The following is a 15,395-nucleotide window of genomic DNA, read 5'->3' as shown; positions in this document are numbered from 1 at the left end:
TTCCCTTTATATAAAAAATATTATAAAAATTTAGCAAGTAGTGATTCTAGTTGAATTCTTGGATTAGCACCTTCACGTATTCTAAAATCAGTATCTGCTATGTATTCTACAAGTCCAATATAAACTTCACTGTCCATAATACCTTCAGTTGCTCTTCTTGTAACCTCTTGATATATTTGAGTAATCATATCCTCCCCACTTGTACCATGTAAAATCATGGAATCCCTTAAAATATCTCTGGCATTCATAAAATCTCCAGCTAAAGCAGCAGTAATCATGTTTGATATGTCTTCAGGTTTTGATTTGGAAATTACATCATATACGGAATCTTCGGTAATTTCCTCACCTTCGGTAGCGGCGGATTGTAATATATTAACTGATTTACGCATATCCCCTTCTGCAAAGTAAACAATTGTTTCAATACCCTTATCGGTATAATTAAAACCCTCCTCATCACAGATATATTTTAATCTTTTAGTAATGGCTTCTCCTTTAATAGGTGCAAATCTAAAAATAGCACATCTTGATTGAATAGGGTCTATAATTCTTGACGGATAATTACATGATAAAATAAATGAGGCAGTTTTAGTATACATTTCCATTTCACGTCTTAATGCATGCTGTGCATCTTTAGTCATATTGTCTACTTCATCAAGGAAAATTATCCTAAATGGAGCACCTACAGGTTTAAGTCTACAGAAATTTTTAATATTGTTCCTTACTGTGTCAATACCCCTTGCATCTGAGGCATTTAATTCTAAAAAGTTTTGTTTCCAATATTCTCCTAAAACAGCTTTAGCTAAGGCAAGTGCAGTAGTAGTTTTACCTACACCAGCAGGACCTGAAAACATTAAGTTAGGCATACTTTTCTCACTTGTATATTTTTTTAAACGTTTCACTATCTGATCTTGACCAACAACATCATCTAAAGTCTGAGGTCTATATTTTTCTACCCAAGGTCCCATCATCATTTTCACCATAAAAATATTAAGTTAATTTCTAATCAAATAAATATTATTAATTTTAATAATCCAAATCAAATAAATCTATCTTTTTTTAAATTATATTTAAATCACTTAAATAGTTTAAGAAAAAATAAATCTACAATCAGTATATAATAATTTTAGACTTTATCAATTATAATACTATCTTTGTAATTTTATATAAAAGGTAATTTTAAAAATTGATTTAAATTTCAATAGAAAAATAATATATTCTAGTTAAAATCCATAAAAAACAGTCCTTAAAAATAAGATTATAATTGCTAATATCAAAAATTGTTTAACAAATAAATGAAGGATTTTAAGCAATATTTTTTTAATACCATACAATTTTAAAATACTAACAATTATAAAATATATTTGATAAAAAATCAAATACAATTTAATATATGATTTTTAGATATTTAAAATATGCTGCCATATAAAAAAAATGAATCCATAAAAATCCTGATATTGAAGATATGATTAAATCTAAAATTAATTTGGAGATTGGAAACAAAAATCAGTACAAGAAACAGCCAAATTAGTTGAAAAAATAAGATAGATAAAATAAAACTTAACAGTCTGAAAATATTTTTAGGTTAAATAAAAATTAAAGAAAAAGAAAATAAAAATATTTATTCCTGAGGAATTGGAGTGTATACTCTAGTTGCAAGTTCCTCATTGAGAGAATATAAAACTTGTGGGTTACCATCAGCTAATTTAAGTTTTCCTAAATTATCCATAGCATTTTCTTCTTCTTCAACTTGTTCATTAACATACCATTGTAAGAAATTATTGGTTGCATGATCTTTTTGTTCAATAGATAAGTCAACTAAATTATTAATTAGACTAGTTACATATCTTTCATGTTTTAACACATGCTCAAATGCTGCTAATGGACTGTCCCATTCGGTTTGAGGTTCATCAATACTAGTTAAAGTAACTTTTGCTCCCCTTCTAATAATATAATCGAATAATTTCATTGCATGATCTCTTTCCTCTTGAGCTTGAACAGTCATCCAATTAGCAAATCCGTCTAGATTTTCTTCCTTAAAATAAGCAGCCATTGATAAATATAAATAAGCTGAGTAAAATTCTGCATTGACTTGTTCATTTAAACTTTTTTCCATAACTTCATTAACCATATATACCACCTAGTTTAAAAAAATTTAAAAATAAAAATTATAAAGTCTAAATTAAATAAAAAATAAGGAATAAATTTAATAATTAATAATAATTAACAATAAGTTTATTCTTCAGCAAATTGGTCTTTACCTACACCACATACTGGACAAACATAGTCATCTGGTAAATCAGCAAATGGAGTACCTTCTGCATCTTCATCATATCTGTAACCACATACTTTACAAACATATACAGCCATATTTTCACCTCATTATTCTATTAATTTAAACATCTTTTTAGGTGCTCCGCACATTGGACATTTAAATGCATCTGAAATCTCTTCCCATGGAGTTCCAGGAGCTATATTCTTTTTTTCGTCACCAACTTCTGTATCATATACATATCCGCAAACTTTACATTTGTATTTTGCCATGATTACACCTCTAGATATAATTATGTTTTAATAGTATAAAACTTTTTTTGATTTATTACATTATTTTAAAAAATAAAAGATGGTATTTTATTAATGGTTCTGAGTCTATTTTAAAATAAAAATATCGTATAACTAAATTGCTTTGTTAAGATTAGTAAAAAAATAATATATTAAAAATAATTTTTGAACTATTATCCCTTAAGTTATAAAAGTTAAAAATAAGAAAATAGCCTTATTTAATTAAAATGAGGTTCAAAAATTCTTAAAAAAAATAAAAAAAATAGTTTTATTAAATTAAAAAAAATAGATTAATAAAAGAAATTGAAAATAAAAGATATTTCTATTAATTAAAGAAATTAATTGGAATAAAAGAAATTGAAAATAAAAAAAAGATTTAAAAGAATTAAAAACAAAAAAATACTATTTTACAAGAAGAACAGGTACCTTGGATACCTCTAAAACCTTGGATGCAACACTGCCTAATTTTTCACTATTATATTTTTGTTTATCAAAGGAATTACCATGAGCACCAATAACAACTAAATCAGGATTGATTTTACATATCATTACCTTGAAATCTTTAATAGGATCAGCAGTTATAATATGCTCAATTACCGTAACACCGTTTTCCTTACCTTTTGCTGTGATTTTATCAAGTACCTCACCGCCTTCATCATCACCTAAAACAAAGGTAGTCTTTGCAGGATCAATAATATATAATGCCGCAACGTCACAATCATACTTTCGAGCAAGGTCAATTCCCATATCTATTGCCTTATCTGCAGTTTTTGAACCATCACTAGCAATTAAAATTTTATCAAACATTTTAAAGCCCTTTATTTAAAAATAAAAAATCAAAAAGAGGAGTGTTAGTTATCTTGACGTAGATAGTCTGCATGACAGAAATCAATAAATTTATCAACAAGTTGATCCATGTCCCTACTATCTTCCACAAGATTACCCTCATCCATAAAGATACCTCTATTGGATAACTCCTTCATAAACTCGGTATTATGTGAAACCATTACAATGGTTATTCCATATTCCTTACATAAGAGCTTTAAAGAATTAGAAACATCCCTTAAAGTAATAGGATCCAAATCACCAAATGGCTCATCTAAGATCAATATATCTGGTTTTGAACAAAGTACAAGGGATAACATTGCACGTACTTTCTGACCTCCGGATAATTCATAGGAACGTCTATCAAGTACATCAATAGATAAATCTAAAAGATCAAAAATATCTTTAACCTCTTCTTTAACTTTTGTTGCAGGAAAACTTGGGAATAGATCATTTAAAATTTCAGGCATTACCCCAATTTGTTCCAATCTATGTTTTGCCTCATCCTCGTTTAAATCTGTAAGCAAATATAAGGAATCTAATATTTCATCAGATAAACCCTCTTCCTTAGCAATCTTCTTAGCATTTTCCACTATTTCATTATTCTTATATCCAAGTCTTGCTGCTAATTGATCCCTTATTGTTGCATAATATTGAAGTGCAAATTCCTGATACATAAATCCCACTTTACGCCTTACATCCATCCTATGTAAGGAAGGTTTATGAATATCTACCCATAAAACTCCTTCATTATCTGTTTTAAGTTTATAAGTAACTTTTCCCCCATCAGCATCTTCAATACCGTCCAAGATATGTAAAAGTACACTTTTACCTGCACCGCTTGGTCCTAACAGTGTTAAAATATCTCCCTTTTTAACTTCAAAATTAGCATTTTCAATATCCAAACTTACACCATCATTAAGAACAAAGTATCTTTTATCAATATCTTCTGCCTTTATAATGGTTTCATCACTTGCTTTAATAGTAATATCAGATTCAGGTGCTCTTTTAGATAAAAACTCATCGGTTATACCATTAACATCATCACTGATTTCAACTATTTCGCCATCATTCATTAAAACAATACGATCCGCTAAATATTTTTGAACCTCCGGCAAGTGAGATACAACGATTACCGTAATTCCAAGTTCTTTATTAATCTTTTTAACAGCATCCAAAATTTCTTGTTTTGTTTTTGGACATGCCATTGTTGCAGGTTCATCCAAAAGTAAAAGTTTAGGCTCTTTTGCTAATTGTCTAGCCATGATAAGTCTTTGTTTTTCTCCACCACTTAATAAAGGTGCTGGAAAATCGTCTTTACCTTCAAGGCCAACCAATTTTAAGATCTCATCTGCCTTTTTTCCGAATTCCTTTTCAGCTTCCTTTAAAAGAGTAGATGCCTCATCACCATATTTAGCACCATACATTTTCCTTAAAACATTTTCACGGCAACTTGCAGGCCATAGGCCAAAATCTCTTTGAAGATGAATAGCTGTTGCTTTTTTAAGTTGGTTATAATAATATTGACTGTCATCTGCATGAAGTACAACATCGTCTACAGTTATGACACCTTCATCAAATTTCTCAACACCTCTAAGACATCTTAAAAGTGTTGTTTTACCAGAACCACTAGTTCCGATAATTCCAAGGATTTCCCCTTCTTTAATTTCTAAATTAATATTTTTAAGACCAACAACCTCATCTTTGTTGTCCAATTTATAATTTTTTGAAAGATTTTCTACTTTAAACATTTTATTCCCAATTTAACTTCTCTAAAATAAAATATAAACTCATAAGTTTAAAATAAGATTAATACACAGATATCCTAGAATAATTTTTTAAAAATATTCTAAAATAATAATCTATTTAATTTATATTATTCAATACTTTTAAATTTGTTTATTATTTTTTGGTAAAAATTATTTTAATTAATAGGAATAGTCTCTTATTAAAAATGTTAAATTATTTGTAAACTATCATAAAAAAATTTGATTAAAACAATTGTTTTATAGGGTTCCATAATGAATAAAACAAGCCTAAATTAATGTTAAATACAAATCATGAAGAAATAACCTTAAAAGTTAAAAAATACTTAAAAAAAGGTTAAATGAAGAAACGAGAATTTTAAAAACTGAATTAAAAACTACTAAAAAAAGATATAAAAAGAAAAAATATTCATATTGATTTAAAAAAAAATAATAATTAGATAAACTGAATTTTAACAGATTCATAGGATTTTAAAATATTATGTTCATCACAGAAATGATTTAATTTACTATGGAATAATGCTTGTAATTGACGCTGGCGTACATCATCCATTCCTTCAGGACCTTTAATTACAAAAACATTTGGATAATATAAATCCTCAAAATCTACTTTAAACTTAACATCCCCTAAATTATAATATTCAGCTAACGATTTAAGTTCGTCATGTATCATTTTTAACGGATCATCATTTTCAACAATCACAACTTCCGGAGTTATATCTTCTTCATCTTTAGCCATAATGTTTCCTCTATTAAAAATCTGTTTTGATAAAATATTTAATAATATTTTTGTAAACTAATTTAAAAACTTTACTATTAATAGAAAGATAAAGTTAAAAATTATTTATTTACCTGCAATTGGGAAGAATTCAGTATATTTGGTGTTTCTTTCAATAGGTCTTCTTCCTAATTCGTTTACTAATTTGATTAAATCCTTTATTGAAGCATCTACACCATCAGGAGCACCACTAGCTTCAGATAATTCATCTCCACCAAGGGTTCCCCCTAAATCATTTGCACCTGCAAGAAGCGAAATTTGTGCAAATCTATATCCCATCTTTACCCATGATACTTGAATATTAGGAATCAAATCTCTAAACATTAATCTACCAGTAGCATAAAGTTTCAAATCTTCAATTCCGGTAGCACCAAGATTTTTCTGACCATTTAAGAAAATCGGTGAATAATTTGGCATAAAGGTCATAGGGATAAATTCTGTAAAACCATGTGTTTCCTCTTGAACATCCCTTAAAATCTTCATGGTTTCAACACGCTCAGCAACTGTTTCAACATGTCCATACATCATGGTTGCAGAACCTGGAATACCTGCTTTATGAACGGTAGTTACTACATCAACCCATTCTTGAGTGGAAACTTTTTTTGGACAAATAATGCTTCTTGATCTGTCGGTTAATATTTCCGCTGCAGTACCTGGAAGTGAATCCAATCCTGCTTTTTTAAGAATCTTAACTCCTTCCTCTAAAGACATCTCAGATTTTTTACATGCATCAAATATCATTGTAGGTGAGAAACCATGAATCATCACATTAGGAAAATGGTCTTTTAAAAGCTTAAGGAGATGTTCATAATAATCAATGTCAGCCTCTTCTAAAACTCCGCCCATTAATGTGAATTCACGTGCACCATTTTCAACAGCATTTTGAGCTTTTGAAAGGATTTCTTCATCATTTTGAATATATGCATCAGGATCATCCTTATCCTTTCCAAATGCACAGAATCCACATCTAATTTTACAGATATTGGTAAAATTAATATTACAATTATTAATAAATGAAACATTATCTCCTACAATTTCTTTTCTCAAGTAATCTGCTGTTTCAAGTAATGCGAATACATCAGATCCCTTTAGATTCATCAAATAATTTGCATCTTCAACAGATATTGCTTCATCCAAAGCATTATCTAATATTTTTTTAGTTTCATTACTTACTTCATATGCGGATATCATATATTTAATTAAATTATTAGAAGTTTATAAACTTTTCCATATTATGTTCAAAAAAAATCTTTCCCTGATTAAACAAAATTAATAATTTTATATAAATTTATATACGATTACTTTAAATATATAAATAAAATTTTATGATTACAAATACTAAAAATTTATTGAACAGTTGGTATTTTAAATTATTTTTAAAAAATAGTAAATAAGTTCAAATAGATTATAAAAAAATTCAATATAATAAATCCATATAAAAAAAAAAATTAAAATACTGATTATATACTATTTTTAAAAAGCCCATATTTTCTCATAAGATGTAAATTTTAGATTTAATAATCAATCCATATAAACCTTATAAATTAAATTTTAATACTATAATTATAATACATAATAATTAATATCATAATTATGATGGTGGTTTTAAATGAACAATATAACACGTGGATTGATTATAGGTAGAATGCAACCAATACATAAAGGTCACTGCCAGGTAATTTTAAAAACACTAGAGGAAGTGGACGAGTTAATTATTGGAGTAGGTAGTGCTCAAATCTCCCATACCCTAAAAGATCCATTTACTGCAGGTGAAAGGATTCTGATGATTAAAAAATTCTTAGTTGAGAATAATGTAGATCCATTAAGGTATTATATTATTCCTATGGAAGATAAAGACATTAACGCCATTTGGGTAGCTCATGTAAATATGATGACACCTCCATTTAATGTTGTTTATAGTGGAAATCCTTTAGTACAAAGATTATTTATCGAGAATAACTATACCGTTAAAGCTCCTCCACTGTATAGTAGAGAAACTTTATCTGGAAGGGAAATTAGAAGAAGAATGATAAATGATGAAGACTGGCAATCATTGGTTCCGAAATCTACAGTTGAAATAATAGAGGAAATTGATGGTATCTCTAGAATCAGGCACCTTGCAAAAAAGGAAAAGAACGAAATTTAATATTCCTAAGAAATAAAAAAAACTGAAGATTAATGGCCTAATCAAATTTAAAAAAAAGAAAATATAAATAACAATAGTTATATATTGAGTATTATAATAGGTTTAGAAAAACTTTATATCAAATAAACATAATAAAAGAATTGAAATGGATGTGATTTTAGTGGTAGTAAGATTAATCAAAAAAGACGACGATTATGTAAGTACAGCGGACTTAATTAATGACCTTAAAAAACACGAGAAAGTAGATCAATCAGGAGCAATATTTACATTTGAAGGTATAGTAAGAGGTGAGGAACCTGGTAAAGAGATTGACAAACTTATATTAACTACACCGGATAATGAAAAGACTCAAAAGGAAATGGAAGAAATAGCTGAGGATGTTAAACTTAAATATGGTGTAAATGAGATCAGTTTAATCCATTACATCGGTGAATTCTATACTGGAGATAGTTTATTTTTAGTAGCAGTGTTAGGATCCCACAGAGACGAATCTTATGATGCGTTGAAGGAAGTAATTGAAAGAGTTAAATTTGATATTGATTTTAAAAAAGAAGAATACTCAAATGAAGGAACTAAAACCATTCTTGCAGGAGGTTAAATATATTGACTCTACTCGGTCAATTAATAGTTTTATTAATAATAATTCTAGTACTTAAATTCATTATAAAAAACATAAAGTTATTCTTTTCGATAATATTCCTATTGATTATCATCTATTTATTGATACATATGGGAGAGTACTATAATTTATTCTTATTAATACCCCAATTAATCTAAAACATTATTTTATCAATTTTTAATTTAAATTCTTAACACTTTTTTTAAATAGTTTTAATACATTTAATTTCAAAAACATTTAAACTGGTTTTTTTTATTATTAAATCAAAATGCTATTTTTAAAAATCTATTCTATATCCGTCAGAAAAAAATCTCTTTTAACAAACTATGTTCAAAACCGAAAATAGATATAATATAACTAAAAAATAGGACCAGAAAAAGAAATAAGTTAAAAAAAACTAGATATAAACAAAAAAAGAACTTAATAAGCTCATAATAGTAAAAATAAGATAAAAACATTAAATAATAGAAAAAATAATGAGACAAAAAAGCAGCTTAAGAATAATAAAAATTTAGATTAAATATTTAATCTAAAATATTTATAATTCTTTACCTACGATTACTTCAGTTGCTTTGATAATAGCTGAAACATCGTCTCCTTCTTTAAGACCTAATTTTTCAGCAGATTCACGAGTAATAGCAGCAGTAATAACTCCTGGTTCTTCTACTTTAATATGAACATTTGCCATTACAGTTCCTAAAGTAACACTTTCAACTTTTCCTTTTAATCCATTTCTTGCACTAATTTCCATTTTAATAACTCCATATATTTTTTAATAAATAGCTTAAATTTTATTACTTACCACTTATCTACACATCATAAAATTTCTCATAGAATAAAATTATAATAATAACTACAAATCGTAATTAACATGATAAAAATGATTTTATAATTTTATTGAATAAGTTAACTATTTATTTTTAATTAATTTTTTGTAGATTTTACTTCTACAAAATAATGTTTATCATTATACTATATAAATATATTGTTTTTTAGTTAAAAAAAGAATTTTTTATCGTTTACCGAAAATAGTCAATTCGATATAAAAATTATCGATTTTATGATTTTTAAAAAACAATATGTTACCAAGGATAAGTATAAAAAATTTTAAATGTTTTTAAAATAAAATATTATTCTATGAATAAAATTGAATTTGAACCAATAGGAATAATTAAAACACCATTTGACAAACCTCAGGGAATGCCAATTCAACCAACGGGAGCAAAGGGTGTTAAAGGAGAGATAGTTTTAGACGAAAAATATGTTGACGGACTTAAAGATCTTGAGGAATTCTCACATTTAATATTAATATACCATTTACATTTAACAAATGGTAATGCCCTACAAGTTAAACCATTTATGGACAATGCTTTACATGGAGTTTTTGCAACAAGATCACCTAAAAGACCAAATAATATTGGATTATCAACAGTCAAATTAGATTCAATTGAGGACAACGTTGTTCATATATCCAATATTGATGTTGTTGACGGAACCCCTCTTTTGGATATTAAGCCATATGTACCCCAATTATTTGAAGATACGCTAGTTGATGATATCAGGATTGGATGGTTTGAAAATAATCATAAAAAAGCTAAAAAACAAAAAGCCGATTCAAGATTTGTTGAATAAAACAACTTTTATCAATATTAAACAAAATAAACTACTTATTTTAATTTTTTCTTTTTAATAGAAAATCAAGTCCTTTAAGAATATTATTTTAAAACCACAGTTTTCTAAAAATATTAAATAAATCCATAAATCTAAAACTTAATATTAAAATTAACCTTTTTTAAAAATTAAAAAAATACAATCTATTTTTCTATAATTAAAATAATAAATATCAGATATTTTAATAAAAAAAGCTTATAAATTTAGAAAAGTTTATTTATATATTGGTATATATTAGAGATTAAGTATTGATTTAGAGTGGATTTTATAGATTAAATAAAATTAATATGATGTGGTTTGATGTTAGAATATAAAAAATCAATAAGGGATAGTATTAATGGAAATATTCCCATTACAGAACTTGAAAAGGAAATCCTGGACTATCCCCAATTTCAAAGATTAAGACGCATTAAACAGTTAGGATTTACTTCATTAATATATCCTGGAGCTAATCATTCTCGTTTTGAACATTCCATTGGAACTATGCACCTTGCATCAAAATTAGCAGTAGAGTTAGGCCTAGATGACGATGAGGTTCAATTGGTACGTCTTGCAGGAATGTTACATGATATAGGTCATGGACCATTCTCACATGTTTCAGAGTCTGTAATGAATGTTAAACATGAGGAGCAAACGGCTTTTATTATAAAGAATACCGCCATATCTACCAAAATTTCTGAGAATTTTAATCTTGATGAGGTTGTAGACATTATTAATGGTAAAGGTAAACTTGGACCTATCATATCCGGGGAATTAGATGTTGATAGAATGGATTATCTTATAAGGGATTCACATTATACCGGTGTGGCATATGGTGTAATAGATTTAGATAGAATTATTTCAAATCTAAAATTGGAAAAATTCTTAGTCTTAGATATAAAAGGGGTTCAAGCTGCAGAAGCGATGCTTGTAGCCCGTTATTTCATGTATCCCAGTGTTTACCAACACCACACAACACGTATTGTAAATGCCATGTTCAGAAGGTCTATTGACAAGATGGTGGAATCTGGTGAACTAGACACCAAAAAATTGTCAATCTATGACGATAACGAGTTAATCACAAAATGTAAAAATTCTACATTAGAATATACTAAAGATATTATAGAAAGATTAGAAAATAGACAACTGTTTAAAAGGATTAAAACTATCCGTTTAAATAATTTCCTACATCCAAATGATGTATTCGATATTAAAGAAAGAGATTTGAAAAAAGCTGAAAGGGAAATCGGAGAGGATTATAACATAGATTCCAATTATATCTTCATAAATCTTCCGGAATATCCTAAATTCGATGAGATGAAAACTCAAATAGCTTTGAATGATAACTTATATCATTTAAATGAAGTATCTTCAATTGTTCAAGCTTTAAATAAAGCAAGATTTAATTATCCCGATATTGCGTTATATGCTCCTAAAGAATACAAAGAGGATTTAAGGAAAGTTAATATTGAGGATTATCTAGATTTACCTGAAAAAACTGACAAAAATTATAATATAACCCACTATGATCAACAGGATTTACTTAACTATATGTGATCTTTACTAATCAAAAATAGTAAGATAACATTAAAACAAATATAAAATAAATAATTTATTTATTATAAAAACTATTGAAAAAGTAGATATATTAACTTAAAAATGAGGAAAACTTATGATAATAGTTGCTATTACAGGAGCTAGTGGTGTTATATTAGGTGTAAGATTACTTCAAGCTCTTAAAGATTTAGATATACAAACCGGACTATTAATAAGTGATGCTGCAAAAACAATAATAGAATATGAATTAGATGATGTAAATCTGGAAGATATTGTAAGCCTTGCAGATAATTACTATGAAAACGATGATTTAACCGCATCTGTAAATAGTGGTTCATTTAAGTTTGATGGAGCCGTAATTATACCATGTTCCATGAAAACCCTATCAGCAATTGCAAATGCATATGCATCAAATTCCATTACACGTGTTGCAGATGTTGCCCTTAAAGAAAGGCGAAGATTAATAATTGTACCTAGAGAAACCCCCCTTAGAACCACACATATTGAAAATATGTTAAAGATTTCTAAAGAAGGAGGAATTATATTACCTCCAATAGTAGGATATTACTCAAAACCAAAAACATGCAAAGATATGGAAGAGTTTATTGTTGGTAAAGTTCTAGACTCACTTGATATTGATAATGATCTTTATAAAAGATGGAAATAGCAAGAATTCTTATTTAAATTAAAACTTGGTGATTAGATGTTTAATGATAATGACTTTATTAAAATCTGTGAAGTTCCAGGTCCTACAAAAGAGGCCATAAGAGCTTTACTTCTATATAAATCAGATATATCAGATGATGATATAGTGGTAGATGTTGGCTGTGGTACTGGTGGTTTAACAGTTGAGTTTGCTCAAAGAGCCAAAAAAGTATATTCAATCGACAAAAATCCGGAAGCCGTAAAGGTTACAGAAAGGAATCTTAAAAAACTTTTAAAGGATGACTATAATGTTGAACTTATGGAAGATGACGCTGTTAATGCCCTTAAAAAAATAGACAATATGGATATTGCGGTTATCGGTGGAAGTGGAAGGGAACTTGAGACCATTTTAGATATTGTAAATGAAAAGTTAAATCCTAAAGGTAGAATCCTAATTACATCAATACTTGTAGATACAAAGGTTGAAGCGGTTAACAAACTAAAAGATTTGAACTATAATCCTCAATTTATGGAGATTAACGTGTCAAAAGGTAGAATACTAGATCGTGGAATACTTATGAAAGCGGAAAATCCAATAGGTATTATAACCGCATCTAAACATTAACCATCTTTAATATAACCACTTTTCAACGATTTAAGATAGAAAAAATTATCTCTTATTTTTACCATTTTTCAATTATTTTAGAATAATAAAATATTGGAGTTCTTATTCTAACTATTTTATATACAAACTGAAAATATTATTTTAAATTAAACCATTTCCTATTTTAACCATTTTTCAACTATTTAAAACAAGGAAATATTATTTTTTAGATCATGGTTTTAAATTTAATGAAGAAATGACATGTTAATCCTAGAATATATTAACAACTTTCCATATTTCATTAATATAATGTGTGAGATTATTAACTATTTTTTTTAATTTAAACTTAAATCAATTAAAAATATATCAATAATAAAGTATTAAAATAATAATAGATTTTAATAAATCTATAAAAAATTATATACATTATTGATGTAAATTTTAGTGGTGAGAGAATGGTAAAAGTAAAATGGTCTAAGTGGGAGCTACATTTTGCAATCATCCTCATAATATTGGTATTTATTATATATGGAATAGATACAATAATATTTGGAGAGCCTGCAGAAATATTCCACTATGTAATGTTACATCTAGGATTTATTCCAATAGACATTCTAATTGTAGCATTGGTAGCAGAAAACATGATTGAAAGAAATGAAAAGAAACAAATTCAGGATAAAATAGATATGATGATGGGTATATTCTTTAATGAAATTGGTTATGGTCTATTAAGTCGTATCTATAAAATTGATGAGAGTGATGATATTGTTAGAGCATTGAAATCTATTTCTACCTGGAGTGATGATGACTTCAAGAAACATTTAGAAGAAATGGAAAATAAACCTAAAGCATTGCATCCAACAATTACAAATGATGAAATGGTTTTATTTTTTGAAGATTTAAAAGAGTTTTTAAATGCAAACAGGGAATTTGTCCTTGAGATTATATCAAATCCGACATTACACAATAGGGATAATTTCTCACAGTTAATGCTTTCAATTATGCACTTAATGGAAGAATTAGACTTTAGAGATGATATAAGTAAATCACCGGAAACAGATTTAAAACATTTATTTGGTGATGTGAACAGAATTTATAGTAAGCTTCTCTATGAATGGATTAGATATTTGGCATCTATTAAGAAACATTATCCATATATGTTAAATTTAGCAATTCGTACAAATCCATTTGATGAAGATGCAAATGTAATTTTAACTGAATAAACACTCCTAAATTATGAAGTGTTAAACAATTCCAAATAAATAAATACTCTTAGGGCAACAAAATGTTAAATGATTCTAAATAATACCTTTAGAGCATTTATATTTTTTTTAAATTTTTATATGAATTTTTTAAAACCAATCTACTTTTTTTAAATTTAAAAATCAAATAGCAATTATAATATAATAATAAGTAACAAACTATTTTTAACTATAAACAATTTTTAAAAACCGTGAAAAAAATGAAATCTTGTATACTTTTATGTGGAGGAATGAGTAAAAGAATGGGTAAAGATAAAGGATCAATGAAAATTAATGATAAGCCTATGATTATTCATGTTCTTGATTCATTAAACAATCAAATAGATGAAGCTGTAATTGTTTTAAATGATGAAAAAAGAATTAAAAAATATAAAAAGATTATAAGACAGAAAGATTATAATTATAAAATCTATTTTACAACTGATGAAATAAAAGATCTAGGGCCAATGTGTGGAATAATGACAGGCCTTAAACATATACACTCTGATTATGCACTCGTATTACCCTGTGACTCCCCATATGTTGAGAGCAATTTTGTATTCTACATGTTCGATACATTAGAATCACTGATTGAAGATGAGGAAATTAATGCCTTGGTACCCTATCACAGAAGTCCCAAAGATGTCAATATCATAAAAAGAGCGGAGCCATTACATTCCATTTATAATAGAAAGTACATTCCAATAATGGAAGAATACATAAGTCAAGGAATTCTTAGAGTAAGAACGATTATGAAAAATCATAACTGTTTCTATATTCCAATCGATAATCATTTGATTCATGAGAAAAACTTTAAGAACTTCAACAGACCTACAGATATTGAATAAAACCACTATTTTTTAAAATTTACCATTGAATCTTTTTAAACAATTTTTAAAATATGGAAATAAATGTTATATGAATTCTAACTTATTTAAACTGAAATAAGGTATCTCCTTAAAAATTAAAACAAATTAGTATTTATCTAGAAAACGGTTTAATTTT

Annotated in this window: 17 protein-coding genes; 8 read left to right on the top strand and 9 right to left on the bottom strand. The window is 27.2% G+C overall.

Translation table 11 applies throughout. The features are described 5' to 3' along the window. Positions 1 to 20: 20 nt before the first annotated feature. The 8 genes from ABM4_RS03880 to cofH form a co-directional block, all read right to left on the bottom strand. Positions 21 to 968: a replication factor C small subunit gene (locus ABM4_RS03880; RefSeq protein WP_016358373.1), complete on the bottom strand. Its 948-nt coding sequence runs from the start codon at positions 966 to 968 to the stop codon at positions 21 to 23. 650 nt (positions 969 to 1,618) lie between these two features. Further along, positions 1,619 to 2,128 (bottom strand): ferritin, encoded by a 510-nt coding sequence (locus tag ABM4_RS03875; RefSeq protein ID WP_016358372.1) that lies wholly within the window; start codon positions 2,126 to 2,128, stop codon positions 1,619 to 1,621. A gap of 104 nt (positions 2,129 to 2,232) precedes the next feature. Next, entirely contained in the window at positions 2,233 to 2,367 is a 135-nt protein-coding gene (locus tag ABM4_RS03870) for a rubredoxin (protein WP_016358371.1), read from the bottom strand. 12 nt (positions 2,368 to 2,379) lie between these two features. Further along, on the bottom strand, positions 2,380 to 2,541 hold the full coding sequence (locus ABM4_RS03865; protein WP_016358370.1) for a rubredoxin: 162 nt from the start codon (positions 2,539 to 2,541) through the stop codon (positions 2,380 to 2,382). 420 nt (positions 2,542 to 2,961) lie between these two features. Then, positions 2,962 to 3,366 carry a universal stress protein gene (locus tag ABM4_RS03860; RefSeq protein WP_016358369.1) on the bottom strand — a complete coding sequence of 135 codons (405 nt, stop codon included), beginning with the start codon at positions 3,364 to 3,366 and terminating at the stop codon, positions 2,962 to 2,964. A 44-nt stretch (positions 3,367 to 3,410) separates the two neighbouring features. Beyond that, positions 3,411 to 5,135 carry an ATP-binding cassette domain-containing protein gene (locus ABM4_RS03855; RefSeq protein WP_016358368.1) on the bottom strand — a complete coding sequence of 575 codons (1,725 nt, stop codon included), beginning with the start codon at positions 5,133 to 5,135 and terminating at the stop codon, positions 3,411 to 3,413. A 451-nt stretch (positions 5,136 to 5,586) separates the two neighbouring features. Continuing rightward, on the bottom strand, positions 5,587 to 5,889 hold the full coding sequence (locus ABM4_RS03850) for a hypothetical protein (protein WP_016358367.1): 303 nt from the start codon (positions 5,887 to 5,889) through the stop codon (positions 5,587 to 5,589). Positions 5,890 to 5,994: 105 nt separating this feature from the next. Further along, a complete protein-coding gene (gene cofH / locus ABM4_RS03845; RefSeq protein ID WP_016358366.1) occupies positions 5,995 to 7,119 on the bottom strand; it encodes a 5-amino-6-(D-ribitylamino)uracil--L-tyrosine 4-hydroxyphenyl transferase CofH in 1,125 nt (374 codons plus the stop codon). A 418-nt stretch (positions 7,120 to 7,537) separates the two neighbouring features. Between cofH and ABM4_RS03840 the strand changes: the two genes are divergently transcribed. Together ABM4_RS03840 and ABM4_RS03835 are read left to right on the top strand one after the other, a co-directional pair. Further along, positions 7,538 to 8,074 carry a nicotinamide-nucleotide adenylyltransferase gene (locus tag ABM4_RS03840; protein ID WP_016358365.1) on the top strand — a complete coding sequence of 179 codons (537 nt, stop codon included), beginning with the start codon at positions 7,538 to 7,540 and terminating at the stop codon, positions 8,072 to 8,074. A 160-nt stretch (positions 8,075 to 8,234) separates the two neighbouring features. Beyond that, positions 8,235 to 8,672, top strand: a complete 438-nt coding sequence (locus tag ABM4_RS03835) for a molybdenum cofactor biosynthesis protein MoaE (protein ID WP_050553541.1) — start codon at positions 8,235 to 8,237, stop codon at positions 8,670 to 8,672. Positions 8,673 to 9,231: 559 nt separating this feature from the next. Here the strand turns inward: ABM4_RS03835 and ABM4_RS03830 are convergent. Further along, complete coding sequence (locus ABM4_RS03830) at positions 9,232 to 9,444, bottom strand: molybdopterin-binding protein (protein WP_016358363.1); 213 nt, start codon at positions 9,442 to 9,444, stop codon at positions 9,232 to 9,234. Positions 9,445 to 9,830: 386 nt separating this feature from the next. On the opposite strand from ABM4_RS03830, the gene tsaA reads away from it, so the two are divergent. The 6 genes from tsaA to ABM4_RS03800 all read left to right on the top strand — a co-directional run bounded on the left by tsaA (position 9,831) and on the right by ABM4_RS03800 (position 15,238). Beyond that, positions 9,831 to 10,325, top strand: a complete 495-nt coding sequence (gene tsaA, locus ABM4_RS03825) for a tRNA (N6-threonylcarbamoyladenosine(37)-N6)-methyltransferase TrmO (RefSeq protein ID WP_016358362.1) — start codon at positions 9,831 to 9,833, stop codon at positions 10,323 to 10,325. Between the two features lie 339 nt (positions 10,326 to 10,664). Beyond that, positions 10,665 to 11,900: an HD domain-containing protein gene (locus tag ABM4_RS03820; RefSeq protein ID WP_016358361.1), complete on the top strand. Its 1,236-nt coding sequence runs from the start codon at positions 10,665 to 10,667 to the stop codon at positions 11,898 to 11,900. Between the two features lie 115 nt (positions 11,901 to 12,015). Next, positions 12,016 to 12,567 carry a UbiX family flavin prenyltransferase gene (locus ABM4_RS03815; protein ID WP_016358360.1) on the top strand — a complete coding sequence of 184 codons (552 nt, stop codon included), beginning with the start codon at positions 12,016 to 12,018 and terminating at the stop codon, positions 12,565 to 12,567. Between the two features lie 36 nt (positions 12,568 to 12,603). Beyond that, positions 12,604 to 13,170 carry a precorrin-6Y C5,15-methyltransferase (decarboxylating) subunit CbiT gene (gene cbiT, locus ABM4_RS03810; RefSeq protein ID WP_016358359.1) on the top strand — a complete coding sequence of 189 codons (567 nt, stop codon included), beginning with the start codon at positions 12,604 to 12,606 and terminating at the stop codon, positions 13,168 to 13,170. A gap of 434 nt (positions 13,171 to 13,604) precedes the next feature. Further along, on the top strand, positions 13,605 to 14,372 hold the full coding sequence (locus tag ABM4_RS03805) for a hypothetical protein (protein ID WP_016358358.1): 768 nt from the start codon (positions 13,605 to 13,607) through the stop codon (positions 14,370 to 14,372). Between the two features lie 239 nt (positions 14,373 to 14,611). After that, complete coding sequence (locus ABM4_RS03800; protein ID WP_016358357.1) at positions 14,612 to 15,238, top strand: molybdenum cofactor guanylyltransferase; 627 nt, start codon at positions 14,612 to 14,614, stop codon at positions 15,236 to 15,238. Positions 15,239 to 15,395: the final 157 nt, after the last annotated feature.

It is taken from the genome of Methanobrevibacter sp. AbM4 (assembly GCF_000404165.1).
Lineage (GTDB): Archaea > Methanobacteriota > Methanobacteria > Methanobacteriales > Methanobacteriaceae > Methanarmilla > Methanarmilla boviskoreani.
This window is presented reverse-complemented; position numbering and strand designations above follow the sequence as displayed.

Coding starts and splice junctions, on each gene's coding strand:
- ABM4_RS03880 (WP_016358373.1), bottom strand. CDS start 968: ATGATGGGACCTTGGGTAGAAAAATATAGACCTCAGACTTTAGATGAT.
- ABM4_RS03860 (WP_016358369.1), bottom strand. CDS start 3,366: ATGTTTGATAAAATTTTAATTGCTAGTGATGGTTCAAAAACTGCAGAT.
- ABM4_RS03815 (WP_016358360.1), top strand. CDS start 12,016: ATGATAATAGTTGCTATTACAGGAGCTAGTGGTGTTATATTAGGTGTA.
- tsaA (WP_016358362.1), top strand. CDS start 9,831: ATGAATAAAATTGAATTTGAACCAATAGGAATAATTAAAACACCATTT.
- ABM4_RS03840 (WP_016358365.1), top strand. CDS start 7,538: ATGAACAATATAACACGTGGATTGATTATAGGTAGAATGCAACCAATA.
- ABM4_RS03865 (WP_016358370.1), bottom strand. CDS start 2,541: ATGGCAAAATACAAATGTAAAGTTTGCGGATATGTATATGATACAGAA.
- ABM4_RS03800 (WP_016358357.1), top strand. CDS start 14,612: ATGAAATCTTGTATACTTTTATGTGGAGGAATGAGTAAAAGAATGGGT.
- ABM4_RS03870 (WP_016358371.1), bottom strand. CDS start 2,367: ATGGCTGTATATGTTTGTAAAGTATGTGGTTACAGATATGATGAAGAT.
- cbiT (WP_016358359.1), top strand. CDS start 12,604: ATGTTTAATGATAATGACTTTATTAAAATCTGTGAAGTTCCAGGTCCT.
- ABM4_RS03820 (WP_016358361.1), top strand. CDS start 10,665: ATGTTAGAATATAAAAAATCAATAAGGGATAGTATTAATGGAAATATT.
- ABM4_RS03830 (WP_016358363.1), bottom strand. CDS start 9,444: ATGGAAATTAGTGCAAGAAATGGATTAAAAGGAAAAGTTGAAAGTGTT.
- ABM4_RS03805 (WP_016358358.1), top strand. CDS start 13,605: ATGGTAAAAGTAAAATGGTCTAAGTGGGAGCTACATTTTGCAATCATC.
- ABM4_RS03855 (WP_016358368.1), bottom strand. CDS start 5,135: ATGTTTAAAGTAGAAAATCTTTCAAAAAATTATAAATTGGACAACAAA.
- ABM4_RS03850 (WP_016358367.1), bottom strand. CDS start 5,889: ATGGCTAAAGATGAAGAAGATATAACTCCGGAAGTTGTGATTGTTGAA.
- ABM4_RS03875 (WP_016358372.1), bottom strand. CDS start 2,128: ATGGTTAATGAAGTTATGGAAAAAAGTTTAAATGAACAAGTCAATGCA.
- cofH (WP_016358366.1), bottom strand. CDS start 7,119: ATGATATCCGCATATGAAGTAAGTAATGAAACTAAAAAAATATTAGAT.